The organism is Pseudomonas iridis (assembly GCF_017980685.1).
In the GTDB taxonomy this organism is placed as follows: Bacteria; Pseudomonadota; Gammaproteobacteria; order Pseudomonadales; family Pseudomonadaceae; genus Aquipseudomonas; species Aquipseudomonas iridis.
In genome coordinates, this window is the sequence record NZ_JACXXO010000020.1 from 88558 (window position 1) to 104346 (window position 15789).

Below are 15789 nucleotides of genomic sequence, written 5' to 3' on the forward strand. Positions count from 1 at the left end.
TCAGTGCGACGAAACGTAGGGGGAGGACGTCGTAGGCGCTGGAAGTGCGTAGGTGGCCTTCATCCACTGGATTTCCGCATGGGGCGGGCGGCCAAAGAATCGCTTGAATTCACGGCTGAATTGCGAGGGGCTTTCATAGCCGACGCTGAATGCCGCCGATGATGCTGACATGTTGTTGCGCAGCATCAGCAGGCGGGCCTGATGCAGGCGGGTCGATTTCAGGTATTGCATCGGTGAGGAATCGGTGACGGTCCGGAAATGCAGATGGAAGTTGGGCACACTCATGCTCGCCTCCTGCGCCAGGGCCTCGACGTCCAGCCGCTCCTGATAGCAGCTATGGATTTTGCGGATGGCGCGCGTCACTTTTCCGAAATGTCCCTGTGCGCCAAGTGCTGCGCGCATCGATCCGCCCTGCTCACCGGCGATGATGCGGTAATAGATTTCTCGCACCAGCGACGGACCGAGGATCTGCGCGTCGACCGGATGACTCATGGCTTCGATAAAGCGCAGTGTTGACTCGCTGAGCATCTCTTCCATTGGCGAGGAGTAGATACCTCTGGGCCGGGCGTGAGTTGGTCCAAAAGTGTCATCGATTTCCATGATCAGTTCGCCGGCCAGCTTGAAATCCAGTCGCATGTAAACCGCCAGCATCGGCTCTTCCTCGCTGGCGTCGGTTTCCATGGTGAACGGCACCGGCACCGAAACCACCAGGTAATGCTGGGCATCGTAAATGTAGACGTCGTCGCCCAAATATCCGAGCTTGCGCCCCTGACACAGGATCACGATACCCGGTTCATAAAGCACCGGCGTTCGGGTCAGCGGACGGTTGGAACGCAAAAAACGTATGTCATCCAGCGGGCTCAAGTTATAGCCTTCCAGCGGTGCCAGCTGTTTCATCAGCTGGACCATGCGCCGAGTGCGCTCTGTATTTTGGTTCATATGCCCCCTTTTTTCCGACGTTCTACTGTGCGTTCAGCGCCGGCGGCGCAGACCTTCAATCGACCCTCTGCCCAAGCCACTGACGAAACAGGGTCAGTGCCAACGACTCAGGCTTGTTCAGCGGCCAAGCGAAGTAATAGGAAAAGCTCTGGCGGTTGATCACCAGTTTGAAAGGCATACGCAAGAATCCCGCCTCCAACTCCTTGCTCACCAGCGATTTCTGCGCAATCGCCACACCGTGGCCTTCGATGGCGGCCTGATAGGCCAGAAGCGAAGTTTCGTAGCGCATGCCACGGTAAGGATTGACCTGATTGGCGCCGGCTTCGCGCAGCCACAATGCCCAGTCATCCAGGCGTGCCAGGGAATGCAGAAGAACCTGGTCGCCCAGTTGCTCCGGCGCGTGCAGATCGGCGGCAAAGCCCGCCCCTACCACTGGAATCAGCTCATTGGGAGTGAGCAACAGCGCCCCTGTGTGCGGCCAGTCACCGCCGCCCAGTTGAATCCCGCCATCGAGGTCCTCATGCTCGAAATCCAGCGCAACCGGCGACGTGGTCAGCTGCACGTCGATTGCCGGGTGGGCGATGTGAAATCCGGCCAGACGTGGAATCAGCCAGCGCACGGCAAAGGTCGCAGGGGCGCGAATCTTGAGCAACTGACGGCGTGACGAGCCACCGACGATGGCGTTGGTGGACTCGCGCAGTGCGTTGAACAGAGGCACGATGTCGGCCAGGTATCGCGTGCCCGCTGGCGTCAACTCCAGCCCGTTGGGCATGCGCTTGAACAATTGCACCGACAGGTAATCCTCCAGCGCCTTGATCTGTCGACTGACGGCTGCCGGGGTCACCGACAGTTCGTCAGCCGCGCGCGTGACGCTGAGCGACCGGCCGGTGGCCTCGAAGGCCTTGAGCGGATTGAGCGGCGGCAAGGGCCGAGAAGGAGCGCCATTGGTGTTCACTGAAAATCTCCCGGCTGTCGCCGCAGATGGCTGCGCCTATTGAGTATCGGAACTGCGCTTGCGGTCAAGGCGCACGCCCCAGACCGCCGCCACCAGAATGCACGGCAATAGTGAGGCGATCGAATAAACGATGCCAGCCAGCGGGTTGCCACTCCAGTTGACCAGCGCCAGGCAGATCATCGGCAAGAAGCCACCGAACAGTATGTTGCCGATCTGCTGCGACAACCCAAACCCTGTGGTTCGGCTCTGCGGTGGAAAGCTGTCGGCAATGAACGCTGGCAGTGGCGCCATGACCATTGCCGTTAGTGCCGCGAGCAACGTAATGCACGCGGTCACAGTGGGCCAGGCCTGGATTTTCGCTGACGCGACGATTTGCGAAAAACAGGGGTAAGCGACTGACGCCCACAGCCCCATGCCGATAAGCATCACCCACGCCCGGCCATAGCGATCGCTGACCGCGCCGAATAGCGGGTACAGCGGCGCGGCTATGAGGATGGCTACGCCAACACACAAATTTGCCTCGAAGACCGGCACAGCCAGTACATTCTGTAGGAAATACAGCATGTAGATGATCGAGGTGTACAACGTCACCGAGGTTCCCCCCTGCGCGCCAAACACTGCCACCAACAGGTTTTTCCATGAAGCGCGGCTGCCCAGGGTGTCGGCCAATGGCGAACGAGACACTCCTCCCTTCTCCTTGAGCGCCTGGAATACGGGCGTTTCTTCCATGCCGAGGCGAATGTACGTGGCGACGAGGACAATCGGCGCCGAGACGAGAAAAGGCACCCGCCAGCCCCAGGCTGCAAAGTCGGCAGTTGAAAGGTAAACGTTGAGCAGGGCGACCACCACCAGCGCAAGCAACAGGCCCAGGCTGGCCGTGCTCTGCAGGAAACTGGTGAACAGGCCGCGCCGCTCGCGAGGTGCATGTTCCATGACATACACCGCAGCGGAGCCGTACTCGCCACCCAATGCGATGCCTTGAACGATGCGCAGCAACAACAGGCACACCGGCGCAAATACACCTGCGGACTCATAGGTCGGCAAACACCCCATCAGAACCGTCGAGACGCCCATCAGCACCAGCGTTATGACAAAAGCCCGCTTACGCCCGATGCGGTCGGACATTGGGCTGAAAATCAGCGTGCCGAGCGGTCGCGCCAGGTAAGCGACACCGAACGTGCCGGCGGTGAGAATCGAAGAGACGAAGGGGTCGAACTCGGGCAGAAACAAGGCGCGCAAAGTGCTGCCGAGCGCGACGTAGACGAGGAAGTCATAGTATTCGAGCAGGGTGCCGAAGCTGGCGGTGCCCACCACGCGTGACATGCTGGGCCGATGAGAAGCAGTGACTGCGGTGATGTACATGGTGTGGTCCTTATTGTTATGGAGCTACAGCAAATAACGGATAACAGCAGGAGCAGGCATTACTGGGACGACGCGAGAAACGCTCGAACCGCGGCCTTGTGTTCAGCGCCACACAGCAAAATGGCTTGCACGCTGCCCGCTGTCTCCAGCGCCTGCGGCAAATCACTGGTGGCCGCCTGACGAACCAGGCGCTTGGCCAGGCGCAGCGCCTTGGGCGGCGCACTGGCGATGGCGCGGGCCAACTCGTCGACCACGGTGTCGAGCTCGTCGGCCTCCACCATGCGGTTGATCAAGCCCATCTGCAGGGCTTCCTCGGCACTGTGAAACTGGCTGGTCAGGGTCATTTCCATGGCTTTGGCAAGACCCACGGCACGGGTCAGGAACCAGGCGCCGCCGATGCCCGAGATCAAACCCAGGCGTAGAAAGCTTTCAGCCAGACGGGCGCCTTTTACTGCGACACGCAGGTCACACATCATCGCCAGGTCCAATCCCGCACCGATCGCCGAACCATTGATCGCTGCGATCACCGGGACTTCCACAGCCTGCATGGCCAGCGTTATGCGATGCAGATAACGGCGCAGGCCTTCCAGCACCTCTTCAGTGGCGCCCTGCATCAGGTCCTCGCCTTTGTGCATATCCTTCACATTGCCACCGGTGCAAAAGTGCCGACCGTTGCCGCGCAGCACCACGCAGTGAACATCGAGGCGGTCGTTGACGCTTTCCAGCGCCTCGGCCAACGCCACGCACATGGGTGTCGCCAAGGCATTGCCGGTTTCCCTGGCGTTGAGGGTCAGGTGCAGGACGGCACCGCGTTGTTCGATCAGTACCAGATCGGTTTTCTCGGGATTCATGGCGCACGCTCTCTTGTTGATCGGTGTTGTCATTGATGGGTAAAGCGAGGGTCACGACGCTCGAGGAACGCTTCGCAACCCTCGCGTTGGTCATCGAGGGCGAAGCTGCCGTGAAAGGCGCTTCTCTCGTAGGTCAAACCTTCTGCGAGCGTGGTTTCGAACGCTCGTGCCGTGGCGGCCTTTACCGCCAGCAGCACCGGCAGCGAATGCCGCGCCATCGACTGCGCGAGCGCCAGCGCAACGCTGGTCACCTCCTCATCCGGCACCACCCTGGAGATCAACCCGCAGGCCTGCGCCTGGGCAGCTGTGATCGGCTCGCCGGTCAGGTTCATTTCCATCGCCAGCGATTTCCCCACAGCCCTTGGCAGGCGCTGGGTGCCGCCCGCTCCCGGGATCAGTCCCAGCTTGATTTCCGGCTGGCCGAACAGCGCGTTTTCACCCGCGACGACGATGTCGCACAGCATGGCTAATTCACAGCCACCGCCCAGCGCGTAGCCGCGGACGGCAGCTACCAGGGGTTTGCGCAATGTGCTGACTGTCTGCCACTCAGCGGCGAGGTAATTTTCCCGAACGGCTCGTGCATAGGTCATTTGCGCCATCGCCTGAATATCGGCGCCGGCCGCGAAGGCACGCGCCGAGCCGGTGAGTACGATCGCGCGGGTTTCCGTGTCGGCATCCAGCGTTTGCAGAACACTGCCCAACTCCGTCATCAGCTCGCTGGTCAGCGGGTTGAGGGTGTTGTGGCTGGCCAGCGTGACCAACGCAACGGCGCCGTGCCGGTCAAGCCTCACGAGAGACGCGGTCATGCCATCACCTCCTGACGAGGACGCACACCCACCACGCCTGCTGCCTCGAACGCTTCTATTTGCTGCTCGGTGAAGCCCAGCGCGGCAAGGATTTCGGCGGTGTGTTCACCCACGGCTGGAGGAGGCATCAGCGGCGCGCCCGGATGGCTGTTAATGGCAAAGCCAGGCATGCGCAACACCCCCGCCTCGACATGCTGCAGCTCGATCTCGACACCACTCTGGAGATAGTGATCAGTGCAGGTCAGTTCATCGTAGTTGGCGACCGGCGCGCACAGGATGTCCTGCTGCTCCAGTTGCTGCAGCCAGTGAGCGGAGCCTCGGCGGACGAATCGTTGCTCCAGCAAAGGGTGAAGTTGGGCGCGGTTCTGCACCCGGGCTGGGTTGTCGAGGAATCGTTCATCCTGCACTAACTCCGGCAGCTCTAGCAGACCGCAGAGCGCAGTCCATCGCGCGGGATGATAGGCGGCGACCATGATCCAACCGTCGGCGGTTTTGAACGCTTCGTTCGGCGCCGCGTAGGGCGCTGCGCTGCCGGTTTTTTCAGGGGCTTGGCCGGTGGCCAGAAAGCTGCTCAGCGACAGGTGTTGCAACATCAACGTGCAGTTGTAGAGACTCACGTCCAGGTGCTCGCCACCGCTCTGATGCCGACGGCCATGCAGCGAGGCGAGTATCGATATCGATGACAGGTAGGCGGTGACCATGTCGGCGATGGGAATCGGCACTTTGGCAGGCGTGGAGCCAGGGTTGCCCATCATGCTCATCAACCCGGTCACTGCCTGGATGTTGCCGTCGACGCCAGGCCGTTTGTGCCACGGCCCCTTTTGCCCGTAGGCGGAAATCGAGCAATAGACCACCGTCGGATTCAGCGCTTTGACTGTGTCGTAATCCAGGCCCAGTCTGGCCATGACGCCGGGCCGGAAACTCTCGATCACCACATCGGCGTCACGCATCAACGCCAGCGCGACCATCCGGCCGTTGTCGCTTTTCAAGTCCAGGGCAATGCCGCGCTTGTTACGGTTAACGCTAAGCGACGTCACGCTCTGACGCTGCTGCCATGGAGGACCGATGGCGCGCCCCAACTCGCCGCCCAGCGGCTCGACCTTGATCACATCCGCACCCATATCCCCCAGCAGCATGCCGCAGACGGGGCCCGCCACAATGTGCGAGAAATCCACGACCTTTATGTTTTTCAAGCTGTAGGTCAGCATCGTCAACACCCTGTTGCGCACTTGTACGTGCGATTTATCGTTGAGGTCGAGGATAGGGAAAGCTGTCTTGACGCCGCTATCGACTTTATAAGCGGGGGGGCTTGAGTTTTTGTTAAGGGCACCGGCACCCGACGACGGGGGGCGCACCAGAACACTGTCACCCGCGCGCGCAAATGCGCCATGATGTTTAAGCACTCAACCACGCCGCAGGCAGCTCTAGAATGATCTTTAAGGACCCGCAAACGAATATCCGCGAACCGATCCAGTGGGAAGCCCACGCCTGCCTGCCGTTGCTCCCTAGTCAGGACATGTCTGGCCTGTCCGTCTACCGCAGCGCCGGTTTTCATCACGTATCGGTCAACGTGGGGATGGACATGACGCCATTTTCAGACGTGATCCGAGTGCTCGCCGGTTTCCGGCACTGGCTGGCGCAAAACGAAGGCGACTATGTCTTGGCAGGTACGGTCGCCGATATCCAGCGCGCCCGTGACGAGTGCAAGCTGGCGGTTTCTTTCGATCTCGAAGGTTCGAACATGCTGCAGCAAGACGTCGCCATGGTCGGTTTGTTCGCCAGACTGGGTGTTCGCCAAATGTTGCTGGCCTACAACCGCGACAACAGCTGCGCCGGTGGTTGTCATGGCGCGGGCGGCGGTTTGACCCCTCTGGGCCGCGAGGTGGTGAGCGAAATCAACCGGTCCGGCGTCGTCATGGATTGCTCCCACGCCAGCAAACGTTCAAGCCTGGAGATCATGGAGCTCTCGCAGCGGCCGGTGATCTTTTCCCATACCAATGTGAAGGCTATCCATGACCACCCGCGCACGATCGACGACGAGCAGATCCTCGCATGTGCCGCCCAAGGTGGCGTGGTCGGCCTCACTGGCCTGGGGATTTTTCTGGGCGACCCCGACGCTTCAGTCGCCACCTACATTCGTCAAATCGATTACCTGGCCGAGCGAGTCGGGACCCGCCACATCGGCCTCGGCCTAGACACCGAACTGCACCCCGACCACCGAGACCTGCCCGAGGGCGTGGAGGAGAACGATTGGTGGCCAGAGCAGCATTACGGACATATGAACGGCCATCGCCAATTACAGCCAGCAGCCCTCGAGCAGGTGGCTCGGGAGTTGAAGCGGATGGGCTACAGCGCGTCGGATGTTCACAACATCTACGGCGAGAACTTCCTGCGTGTGGCGCAATCCACGTGGCCGTCGCCTGAGACCCTTTGAGCGCACCCAGCCTTACGTATTAATTTCACGCACGGTCTTGCCGTTATTGGATTAGGCAAGCAATGGAGATGAATCGGCATTCGCAGCACTACCCGCGAAACGTAACTTGGGCACTCAGCTTTCATGCTGAATCAAATAGCAACGATTGGAGATCAGCCCATGTTAGTCGTCTACAACCCAGCCGATGGCAGCGAAGTCGGCCGTGTTCAGCAAAGCGACGCGGCCGCCGTCAACGCCGCCGTCGACCGCACGTGTGCAGCCTTTCCCGAGTGGTCCACCAAGCTTGCTAAGGAACGCGGCGATATGCTTCGCCGCTGGTTTGATAGCGTCAAGGCAGACAAGGAAGCGTTCGCCGAGTTGCTGTCGAAGGAAAACGGCAAGTGCCTGACCGAAGCCCGTGGCGAAATCGATTACGGTCTGGGGTTCATCGAGTGGTACGCCGAAGAAGCCAAGCGCGTCTACGGCGACACCATCCCAACCCATGACAAGAATGCTTCGGTCATGGTCACCAAAGAGCCCGTCGGGCCGGTAGCGGCGATCACTCCGTGGAACTTCCCGTTCATGATGATCACCCGCAAGGTCGCTACCGCCCTGGCGGCTGGCTGCACCATGATCATCAAGCCTGCCGAAGATACTCCGCTGACCGCTTTCAAACTGCTGGAACATGCACGCATGGCCGGTATTCCGGAAGGCGTTCTGGAAATGGTAGTGGGCGATCCCAAGCAGATCGGCGAGATCATCACCTCCGACCCGCGGATCCGTAAAGTGTCGTTCACCGGTTCCACCAACGTCGGTAAATTGCTGGCGGCGCAATGCGCGCAAACCATCAAGAAAATGACCATGGAGCTAGGGGGCAACGCGCCCTTTATTGTGTTCGACGACGCCAATATCGAAGAAGCAGTCAAGGGCCTGGTGGGTGCCAAGCTGCGCAACTCTGGCCAGGTGTGCATCTCGCCAAACCGGATTTTTGTACAGGACACGATCATCGATTCATTCATGGAAAAAGTGAAGGCTGCCGTGGCGGCAATCGATGTCGATCAGGGATTGCGGGAAGATTTCGTAGTGGGCCCGATGATCAACAGGAACGGCTTCGAAAAAGTCGTTGCGCTGGTCGAACAGGCCAAGGCTGCCGGCGCCAAGGTGCTGCTGGGTGGCAAACCCCACGCCAAGGGCGGGCTGTTCTATGAGCCGACCCTCCTCACGGGCCTGACCGACGATTCACCGCTTGCAAAGAATGAAATCTTTGGACCGGTGTTCGCCTTCTATTCCTTCTCTACCGAAGCGGAAGTCATCGAACGTGCCAACCAGACCGAGTTCGGCCTGGTCGCCTACGCCTACACCAGTGCGCTGGGGCGTTCCCTGCGCCTCTCCCGCCAGCTTGAGGCCGGCATGGTGATCCTCAACTCGGGATCTGTTGGCACCGTCTCGATTCCGTTCGGCGGTATCAAGCAATCAGGCTATGGCCGCGAAGGCAGCTACTACGGCATCGAGGAATACGTTCACGTCAAATACGTGCTGCTGGCTGGTGCCCAGCTGTAACGCACGCTGAAATTGCGCGGAGTACCACGCCCACTCCGCGCTCTTGCTCTCCCGATCAACTACTCTTTCTACGATTCGGACTGCATGGCTTTCAACTGCGTCAATGAGGCGATTCGTACCTGCCCGTACTTCAAAATCACCGCGCCCTCCGCGGCCATGATCTTGAGCTCCAGAGCCAAGGTTTGCCGTGTGATGCCGTCTATGCAGGCTACCGCGTCGACCGCCATGGCAAGTCGTTTATGATTCACGATGGAGTCGTCTGGGAAGTGCTGGACGAGTCAGGAGTGTGAAAAGGGCAAGTCACGTTATTCTGGCCGAACGCTGCACCCGTTGGCTGGCTCGATCCCTAAGGCAATAATCGACTCTGTCAGATCACGCCACACGCGATTCGTGAACCACCAGCGCCGTATTTAACCGGTGTGTCCGCATAGTTATCGCTGCCAGCATGAATGATCAGCGCGCGCCCCTTGACCTCTTTCAGTTGCTTCAATCTCGGCGCCAATACAGGCGCGGTGGCGGTGCCTTGCGGGCTTACCAACAATAAAGGCAGGTCACCCAGATGCCCGCGCCCATTCGGACCCGAATGCTTCAAGGTTTGTCCAGGGTCAAAATGTCCACCCGCTGCCATGGCCGGTGACTTCACACGGGTGCCAGGAGCGCAATTGCCACTGTCATGAACATGAAATCCATGGGGCCGGAAGGTAGTAGCTTCAAGTCGGGCGTAAACAACAGTCCGGCCTGTGTTTCCTTGATGACGATGTTTCCAATAGGAATCGGCGCATTAACAAGGCTCATCATACTCATGGGAACGGTTAAAGAGGCCGCTTGGGCGATGCCCACGGTCATAACGGTAAACAACCCCAGCAAAATACGTAGTTCCATCGGTTACCTGCCATTTCCAAGAAATAATTTAAAGAGGACGGAGGCTGAGTCCCATTCGGGTAGAACTAAACGAGTCAGCGATGAGACGTTATTTCCGGATCGGAATGCCTTTTTGAGGCATGCCACAACAAACGTCTTTAATGAGACAAAACAGGCCTGCTGGATAATTGCAAATAGCGTTAGCCCGCCGCGATGGAATGCGAGCCCGCGCCGTCGAATGCAAGTTCATTTGCAATTAATCTGGGCCAGAGCGTTCCGTCATTTGCAGATAATCTGAGCCGAAAAACGGGATAAATGCGAGCCCGCGTGTATACAAACGCGAGCCGCTACCTGTTTTTATGTCCGGAGCAGTCCCCGATTCTGTAAATACACACGCCGGCATTGCGCAGTAAATCCAATGGCGAACAAGCAGAACAGGATCAGCAAGGTGACCTTCACCACGCTCGCAGTTGGACCCGCGGCCAGAGGCTGGGAAGGTGGCAGTCGAGTTAGCGTTTCGTTGATGGCCGGCACCAACGACAAGAAGAAACTAAACGACAGCCCAAAGGCAGACAGATAAGGACGAAGCTTCCCGAAAAAGGTAAATCGAGGCACGAGCACACCGCCGAAAGCGGCAAGCAGGACCACGATGCCAAACGCATGCCCAGCGTTTAAACCTCCGGTACTGGAAACTCCGAATGACGTGATAACCGCTAACAATGTCCCCACCAAATACACTTTGCCGGAGCGTGTCGTTTTATCGATTTTGCTGTAGCGGGCAAAGCTGTAGATCCCCGCAATGACGGGAACCAGACTGATCACCGTGTGGATGATGCCTATAAATGACATGGGCTGGGTCATGGATATCTCTCAGGAAAAAAATCGGCGCCACAATTGCGGCGATTAGGAATAAGGCACAGATAATTCCAATGCCGTGTTGACTGATCGATTACCGACGACCCTATGTCTGGATAGGGCTGCCTGCAAATGGCCTGCAAAAGCCTCGATTTCACTAGAAATATTTTTCAAGCGCAGCCCAGCCTACTAGTAGGTAGTCTGCAGAGTCAAGCTAACTCCACCTCATATCAACCATGTTGACTTAAGGTCTTCGCAGCGTATAGGTTGTCGGCGGGCTGTGCACGCTTACATCGCGTACAGCGACCAAAGGCATTCCTCGCTCCTTACACGTATTCCAACAATAACTAGCGCAAAGGTGGCAACGGACTCAACGCACGGGGGCCGGCCACATAGGAAATCATATGACCGAACACGAGATCTCTGGGCTTCAAGCGCTGCGTGCGCTGATTCGCGGGGAAATACCCGCCTCTTCTATCGGCCAGACGATGGGCCTGACCGCCGTCATGGTCAGCCCTGGAAGAATTACGCTGGAGGCTCGACCTGACGATCGTCATCTGAACCCCGCAGGTGGCGTGCATGGCGGTTTTGCCGCAACGTGCCTCGATGGCGCTGCGGCGCTGGCGTTATTCTCAACGCTGGAAACGTCCACTCCCCATTCAACGATCGACCTCAACGTCAAATACGTGCGGCCGCTACGCGCCGGCCAGATCTACTGTGTCGAAGGATGGGTCGTTGAGCGTACACGGAGCCTGGCGATTTGCGATGCTCAAGTGGTCGATGATGCAGGCAAGCTTTTCGCCAAGGCCACCACCACGTTTGTCGTAACTGAGGGCTGATCCGATGAAAGTACTGAATGTTCAAAGTGCGGGCCGATTGGCCTGGATCGAGGCTCCGTCACCGAAGCTTTCCAGCGCCCACAGCGCGCTGGTCCGCCCTATAGCTTCCGCTTCCTGTGACCTGGACCGTCGACTGATTGCCGGTAGTACCCCCTTCAAACCGCCCTTTGCTTTAGGCCACGAATGTGTCGCCGAGGTGTTGAAAGTGGGTGAGGCCGTGCTGACCGTCCGCCGCGGCGATCTCGTTTCCGTGCCGTGGAAGATCGCGTGTGGGACGTGCCCGCAGTGCCTTGCCGGGCGTGCCACCGCATGCACCACAGTACCGCGCCACGCTGCCTACGGTGTGCCGGCAGGCGGCCATTGGGGCGGACTTTTTTCGGAAGTGGTCGACGTGCCATTTGCCGACGCGATGCTTGTCCCTTTGCCCGCAGGGCTCAACCCGCTGGCGGTGGCAAGCGCCAGTGACAACCTGACAGATGCCTGGGTCGCCACCAGTCGCCCAATCAGCACCCGGCCGGACGCCCGAGTTCTTGTGGTGGGTGGCACCGAAAGCCTCGGCGTGCTCGCTGTACAGATGGCCGTCGCCGCTGGAGCGGGCAGCGTCGATTATCTGGACGACAACGAATATCGTCGGGATCTCGCTCTGCGTAGCGGTGCCAACGTCGAACTGCCGACGGTACTTGACGAGCGTTACGACGTTGTCGTGTCCGCCACCCGTGATCATGAGTCGCTGCACCGTGGGCTGCTGGCACTGGCGCCGGGCGGACATTGCTCGTGCATAGGAATCATCTTCGACGATCCGAAGATCCCCCTTTTCGGCATGTACTTGCGCGACGTCACGCTTTCGGTGGGGCTCTGCAATGTACGCCCACACATTCCCAAGGTGTTTGACCTCGTCAGTAGCGGGCGCTGCGATCCATTGATGGTAAGCCCCACCGTGGTCTCGCCCGATGAGGCAACCGAAGCATTACTTGACCCACTCGCCAAGTGCATCATGGTGCGAGAGCGCATTACCTGATTTCAGTTCAGATTGTCTGCCAGTGTCGTCATGACGGACGTCCAGGCCTCTTGCCCTTCGACCCCTACAGTGCGAAAGGCTTGATCCAGAGTCTGTCTCTCCAATTCAGTGGCGGTCTGTTCCACCGCCCTACCCCCTTCCGTGAGCGCCAGCTGCTTGAAACGATGGCGTTCCGGGGAGCGGCTGAAACACACCAGATCCTGGTCGATCAAGTGCTTGAGAGGTCGATGTAACGCTTGCTTGCTGATGCCTAATGTCATCGCCAGATCACCGACGTTGATCTCATCTGCCCGGGCGATGATGTAGAGAACACGGTGATGCACGCGAGACAGGTCGCGCGTCGCCAGAAACTGATCGGCCTTGATGGTCAGCCCGCGAAATCCGAAATGCAGTAACTCAAGCGCATGATCGAGTGGATGCAGCGACTGCATGCTGACCGATGCTATGTTTATCTTTTTTTCAATGACCATGTGCACGGATTCCCTGAGCTCCGGCGCAGCCTAAACCGTAGTGGATACTCAGGGCAACTGCGACGCCGGTCCCATGCGTGCCATTTGCACAAGATTGGAATGGGGGAAAAAAGGAGCGTTTACGATGCAGGTGTTAGATAACCGGAGAAAGACCACCGTCAATACGTAAATTGACCCCGGTTATGTACCCGGCAACCGGGCTTGCCAGAAACGCGACGGCGGCCGCGATCTCGTCAAGACGACCGACTCTGCCGAGAGGAACCTGAGCAAACATCGGCAGGACCGCTCGCTCGACTTCTTCCCATGGCGCGTCTTTACTCGCCAAGCCACGTTCCTCGGCGACCTCACGAAACCGAGCATCAAGGGTGGCACTGTGTATCGTGCCGGGAGAGATGGCGTTGACCGTTATCCCCTCTGCGGCGACAGCTTTCGCCATGGAAGCGGTCATTGCGTTCAAAGCGGCTTTGGCCGCGGAATAGTCAGGCGCAGTGGGCGGCGGCATCGTTGCAGCCAGACTGGAGATGTTGATGACTCGTCCCCATCGCGCTTCCTGCATCCTGGGCAGTAGGCGCGTGGTAACACGTAGGGCTGCGAGAACATTTCGATCATAGGCAGCTGCCCAGGTATCGGGCTGTGTGAGGCTCCAGGAGTCTTTCGTGCCCCCTGAGCCGCCGGCATTATTGACCACAATGTCGATAGGACCCGCGAGCTTTTCCGCGGTGTCGACAAGTTGCCGGACTTGGTCATCTTCCGTCAGATCACCCACGACCACAAAGGCACTGCCGCCCAGCTTAATAATGTCCTTGGCCACTCGTTCTGCCTGAGTTCTATCGCGACCGTGAACGATGACGACTGCATTCTCAAGCGCGAGCTTTCTGGCGATCGCTTCGCCAATGCCTTTGCTGCTACCGGTGACCAACGCTTTCTTGCCACCTAATTGCAAGTCCATGTACCCACCTCCTATTCACGTATTATCAACGTCGCAAGGTAAATAGAGATGATGGATGAAACCAGTACGCACTTTTATGTGCCTATCAGTCAGGAACAACGTGAGATTTGTCTTGGGCCTGAGGGATCGACCTGGCACGTGGCTCGGGTGATTAGAATGATCCAGAGTCGATGGAAACTACCGATTCTGTTCAGGCTCTACGCGGACCCATCGATTCGCACACTGCAATTGAAGCGCGACCTGCCAGGCGTCTCGCAGAAGATGCTGACGGCCCATCTTCGCGAACTGGCCAGAGACGGCTTGATCGAGCGAATCGATTTCGGTGAAAAGCCTCTGCGTGTCGAGTATCAGATGTCACCAATGGGGCGCCAGCTTCTTCCTGTTCTGATTGCAGCGCGCAGATTTTCGACAAGCCATCCACCCGAGGCGGAAGATTCGTCAGAGGAGATTTGAACATCCGGGCTTAGGCGGGATCGGCGGAAGTGGTCACACAGCTGTTTTGAACGAGCCTTCTCAACGTTTTTTTTCAACCAATGGCGGGTTACCAGCGTCGAAGGTTTATTCGATGCGCTGGAAAACTGGACGCTGATCGAGGGGGCTCGCGGTTGCCTCTTTCTGAGGGCGTATAGCGAAACTGGCGGAAACGTAGCCGATGTAGCGCAAGCCGTTTCCGCCTATAGAACGCAACTGCGTGAACAGATCGAGAATGTCGTCACCCATCAAATCGGCGCCGCCGATGATGATCTCGTAGAGCAGATTCTTGTGCTGTTCGAAGGCGCGACTTCGACCTCTACTTATCGTGGCCCCAGCGCCATATCCACGGCGCGCTATAGCTGCTGTGATAATGGATCGGACTGATCGAAAGGAATAAAGCTTCCCGTGTATTCGCCATCAGACGGAACAAGCGCCCATGAATGTATTGACTGTTTTTTTTGCACCCATTCACAGACAAAACCCAGCCGCGGTCACGAATGCCTTCCACGAACCCTTTCTGGAAGCCGGCCAACACGTCGAGATGGCGCGCATAACAGAATCCCGCCATGCGCCCTTTCTATTATTGCTTGATAACCAACCTGTCGATGAGCGGGAGAGTAATCATGCCAAACATCTCGGGATCGCCGTATGCGCGAGCCGAGAGCATCGCACCATGAACGGTCGCCATAAATGCTTCTGCCTCGGAGCGAGGATCGCCGGACAGCATGAAAATACCTTGCTTGGCCCCCCGGTCAAGGACGGAAGTGAGCCATGCGGAAAGCGCTAGAAAGTGGGTTCGCACTTCTACCACCACCTCTTTCGGTAACACTGGAATCTGAGTCGCCAATAATGCGCAGACGCAGTAACTCTTTGTTGCATCGCCTATGCAGGATTGCCAATAGCCCATATAGGCGCGCAGTTGGTCTTCGGGGGCTGGACAATGGCGCTCAATTTCGCCAATCCCAGCTTCTGCTTCCTCTCGATACCGCATAACAAGCGTTCGTACAAGATCCACCTTGGTAGGAAAGTGGTGGTGAATACTCGCTTTGCGAATACCCACAAACTCGGATATATCCGCATAACTGAAGCCGTTGTACCCACCTGCGATAATGAGCGAGCGGGTACAGTTGAGAATTTCGTAAAAGGTGTTGGAGTAGTTTGTCATGGCCGGAACCTACCTTCTGGTAGGCTGAGAGTCAAGTATGTCGATTTTTGTCAAATGGGCAAGCCCGAGAGATGACACATCAGTGGCCAGACATCCATGCGCACGAGGCCCAAGGGCAGGCCAAATTTTTCGGATAGTTTGGGTATTAGGGAAACTCTGAAAAAGGCTTCCAGATTTGGTGAAATACCCGCCTCACAGGAATCGAACGGTTGAGTCCCGATGAAACAGATGTCCTTCGCCGATGCTGAGTACGCCGGCAAACGTAAGCAGAC

Annotated in this window: 17 protein-coding genes and 1 pseudogene; 6 read left to right on the forward strand and 12 right to left on the reverse strand. The window is 58.2% G+C overall.

Features of this window, described 5'->3' with window-relative positions; translation table 11 throughout:
• Genes IEQ42_RS24145 through IEQ42_RS24170 form a run of 6 tightly spaced genes read right to left on the reverse strand, consistent with a single transcriptional unit; the run spans nt 1 to nt 6121 of the window.
• On the reverse strand, nt 1-939 hold the full coding sequence (locus tag IEQ42_RS24145) for an AraC family transcriptional regulator (RefSeq protein ID WP_210705657.1): 939 nt from the start codon (nt 937-939) through the stop codon (nt 1-3).
• A gap of 55 nt (nt 940-994) precedes the next feature.
• Complete coding sequence (locus IEQ42_RS24150; RefSeq protein ID WP_232392136.1) at nt 995-1894, reverse strand: LysR substrate-binding domain-containing protein; 900 nt, start codon at nt 1892-1894, stop codon at nt 995-997.
• 36 nt (nt 1895-1930) lie between these two features.
• Entirely contained in the window at nt 1931-3256 is a 1326-nt protein-coding gene (locus IEQ42_RS24155; protein ID WP_210705659.1) for an MFS transporter, read from the reverse strand.
• 59 nt (nt 3257-3315) lie between these two features.
• Nucleotides 3316-4107 carry an enoyl-CoA hydratase-related protein gene (locus IEQ42_RS24160; RefSeq protein ID WP_210705661.1) on the reverse strand — a complete coding sequence of 264 codons (792 nt, stop codon included), beginning with the start codon at nt 4105-4107 and terminating at the stop codon, nt 3316-3318.
• 29 nt (nt 4108-4136) lie between these two features.
• Nucleotides 4137-4913, reverse strand: coding sequence for an enoyl-CoA hydratase-related protein (locus IEQ42_RS24165; protein WP_210705663.1), 777 nt, complete (start codon nt 4911-4913; stop codon nt 4137-4139).
• Entirely contained in the window at nt 4910-6121 is a 1212-nt protein-coding gene (locus IEQ42_RS24170) for a CaiB/BaiF CoA transferase family protein (RefSeq protein WP_210705665.1), read from the reverse strand. The genes IEQ42_RS24165 and IEQ42_RS24170 overlap by 4 nt, the downstream gene beginning before the upstream one ends.
• 221 nt (nt 6122-6342) lie before the next feature.
• On the opposite strand from IEQ42_RS24170, the gene IEQ42_RS24175 reads away from it, so the two are divergent.
• From IEQ42_RS24175 to IEQ42_RS27450, 3 genes are all read left to right on the forward strand, one after another.
• A complete protein-coding gene (locus tag IEQ42_RS24175; RefSeq protein ID WP_210705667.1) occupies nt 6343-7347 on the forward strand; it encodes a membrane dipeptidase in 1005 nt (334 codons plus the stop codon).
• Nucleotides 7348-7506: 159 nt separating this feature from the next.
• Nucleotides 7507-8886 (forward strand): NAD-dependent succinate-semialdehyde dehydrogenase, encoded by a 1380-nt coding sequence (locus tag IEQ42_RS24180; RefSeq protein ID WP_210705669.1) that lies wholly within the window; start codon nt 7507-7509, stop codon nt 8884-8886.
• A gap of 182 nt (nt 8887-9068) precedes the next feature.
• On the forward strand, nt 9069-9176 hold the full coding sequence (locus IEQ42_RS27450; protein WP_232392134.1) for an MEKHLA domain-containing protein: 108 nt from the start codon (nt 9069-9071) through the stop codon (nt 9174-9176).
• Between the two features lie 77 nt (nt 9177-9253).
• On the opposite strand, the pseudogene sodC reads toward IEQ42_RS27450, so the two are convergent.
• Together sodC and IEQ42_RS24195 are read right to left on the reverse strand one after the other, a co-directional pair.
• Nucleotides 9254-9768, reverse strand: a pseudogene (sodC, locus tag IEQ42_RS24190) (superoxide dismutase [Cu-Zn] SodC).
• 336 nt (nt 9769-10104) lie between these two features.
• Nucleotides 10105-10608: a hypothetical protein gene (locus IEQ42_RS24195; RefSeq protein WP_210705670.1), complete on the reverse strand. Its 504-nt coding sequence runs from the start codon at nt 10606-10608 to the stop codon at nt 10105-10107.
• A 398-nt stretch (nt 10609-11006) separates the two neighbouring features.
• Here IEQ42_RS24195 and IEQ42_RS24200 point away from each other — a divergent pair, with 398 nt between their 5' ends.
• Entirely contained in the window at nt 11007-11441 is a 435-nt protein-coding gene (locus tag IEQ42_RS24200; RefSeq protein WP_210705672.1) for a PaaI family thioesterase, read from the forward strand.
• A 4-nt stretch (nt 11442-11445) separates the two neighbouring features.
• Nucleotides 11446-12459, forward strand: coding sequence for a zinc-dependent alcohol dehydrogenase (locus IEQ42_RS24205; RefSeq protein ID WP_210705675.1), 1014 nt, complete (start codon nt 11446-11448; stop codon nt 12457-12459).
• Nucleotides 12460-12461: 2 nt separating this feature from the next.
• Here IEQ42_RS24205 and IEQ42_RS24210 read toward each other — a convergent pair whose 3' ends face one another.
• Both IEQ42_RS24210 and IEQ42_RS24215 read right to left on the reverse strand, forming a co-directional pair.
• Nucleotides 12462-12929, reverse strand: coding sequence for a MarR family winged helix-turn-helix transcriptional regulator (locus IEQ42_RS24210; protein ID WP_210705677.1), 468 nt, complete (start codon nt 12927-12929; stop codon nt 12462-12464).
• 133 nt (nt 12930-13062) lie between these two features.
• On the reverse strand, nt 13063-13878 hold the full coding sequence (locus IEQ42_RS24215; protein WP_215729746.1) for an SDR family NAD(P)-dependent oxidoreductase: 816 nt from the start codon (nt 13876-13878) through the stop codon (nt 13063-13065).
• A 48-nt stretch (nt 13879-13926) separates the two neighbouring features.
• Here IEQ42_RS24215 and IEQ42_RS24220 point away from each other — a divergent pair, with 48 nt between their 5' ends.
• The gene (locus IEQ42_RS24220; protein ID WP_210705679.1) at nt 13927-14331 is read left to right on the forward strand and encodes a winged helix-turn-helix transcriptional regulator; all 405 of its coding nucleotides are present in this window, start codon (nt 13927-13929) and stop codon (nt 14329-14331) included.
• A 601-nt stretch (nt 14332-14932) separates the two neighbouring features.
• On the opposite strand, the gene IEQ42_RS24225 is transcribed toward IEQ42_RS24220, so the two are convergent.
• On the reverse strand, nt 14933-15517 hold the full coding sequence (locus IEQ42_RS24225; protein ID WP_210705681.1) for a TetR/AcrR family transcriptional regulator: 585 nt from the start codon (nt 15515-15517) through the stop codon (nt 14933-14935).
• Between the two features lie 50 nt (nt 15518-15567).
• Nucleotides 15568-15789: hypothetical protein (locus tag IEQ42_RS24230; protein WP_210705683.1), on the reverse strand; the 222-nt coding region annotated here is incomplete at its 5' end.

Excerpts from the sequence above, each read along its gene's own strand:
- IEQ42_RS24145 (WP_210705657.1), bottom strand. The coding sequence starts at position 939 with ATGAACCAAAATACAGAGCGCACTCGGCGCATGGTCCAGCTGATGAAA.
- IEQ42_RS24155 (WP_210705659.1), bottom strand. The coding sequence starts at position 3,256 with ATGTACATCACCGCAGTCACTGCTTCTCATCGGCCCAGCATGTCACGC.
- IEQ42_RS24160 (WP_210705661.1), bottom strand. The coding sequence starts at position 4,107 with ATGAATCCCGAGAAAACCGATCTGGTACTGATCGAACAACGCGGTGCC.
- IEQ42_RS24165 (WP_210705663.1), bottom strand. The coding sequence starts at position 4,913 with ATGACCGCGTCTCTCGTGAGGCTTGACCGGCACGGCGCCGTTGCGTTG.
- IEQ42_RS24170 (WP_210705665.1), bottom strand. The coding sequence starts at position 6,121 with ATGCTGACCTACAGCTTGAAAAACATAAAGGTCGTGGATTTCTCGCAC.
- IEQ42_RS24175 (WP_210705667.1), top strand. The coding sequence starts at position 6,343 with ATGATCTTTAAGGACCCGCAAACGAATATCCGCGAACCGATCCAGTGG.
- IEQ42_RS24180 (WP_210705669.1), top strand. The coding sequence starts at position 7,507 with ATGTTAGTCGTCTACAACCCAGCCGATGGCAGCGAAGTCGGCCGTGTT.
- IEQ42_RS24195 (WP_210705670.1), bottom strand. The coding sequence starts at position 10,608 with ATGACCCAGCCCATGTCATTTATAGGCATCATCCACACGGTGATCAGT.
- IEQ42_RS24200 (WP_210705672.1), top strand. The coding sequence starts at position 11,007 with ATGACCGAACACGAGATCTCTGGGCTTCAAGCGCTGCGTGCGCTGATT.
- IEQ42_RS24205 (WP_210705675.1), top strand. The coding sequence starts at position 11,446 with ATGAAAGTACTGAATGTTCAAAGTGCGGGCCGATTGGCCTGGATCGAG.
- IEQ42_RS24210 (WP_210705677.1), bottom strand. The coding sequence starts at position 12,929 with ATGGTCATTGAAAAAAAGATAAACATAGCATCGGTCAGCATGCAGTCG.
- IEQ42_RS24215 (WP_215729746.1), bottom strand. The coding sequence starts at position 13,878 with ATGGACTTGCAATTAGGTGGCAAGAAAGCGTTGGTCACCGGTAGCAGC.
- IEQ42_RS24220 (WP_210705679.1), top strand. The coding sequence starts at position 13,927 with ATGATGGATGAAACCAGTACGCACTTTTATGTGCCTATCAGTCAGGAA.
- IEQ42_RS24225 (WP_210705681.1), bottom strand. The coding sequence starts at position 15,517 with ATGACAAACTACTCCAACACCTTTTACGAAATTCTCAACTGTACCCGC.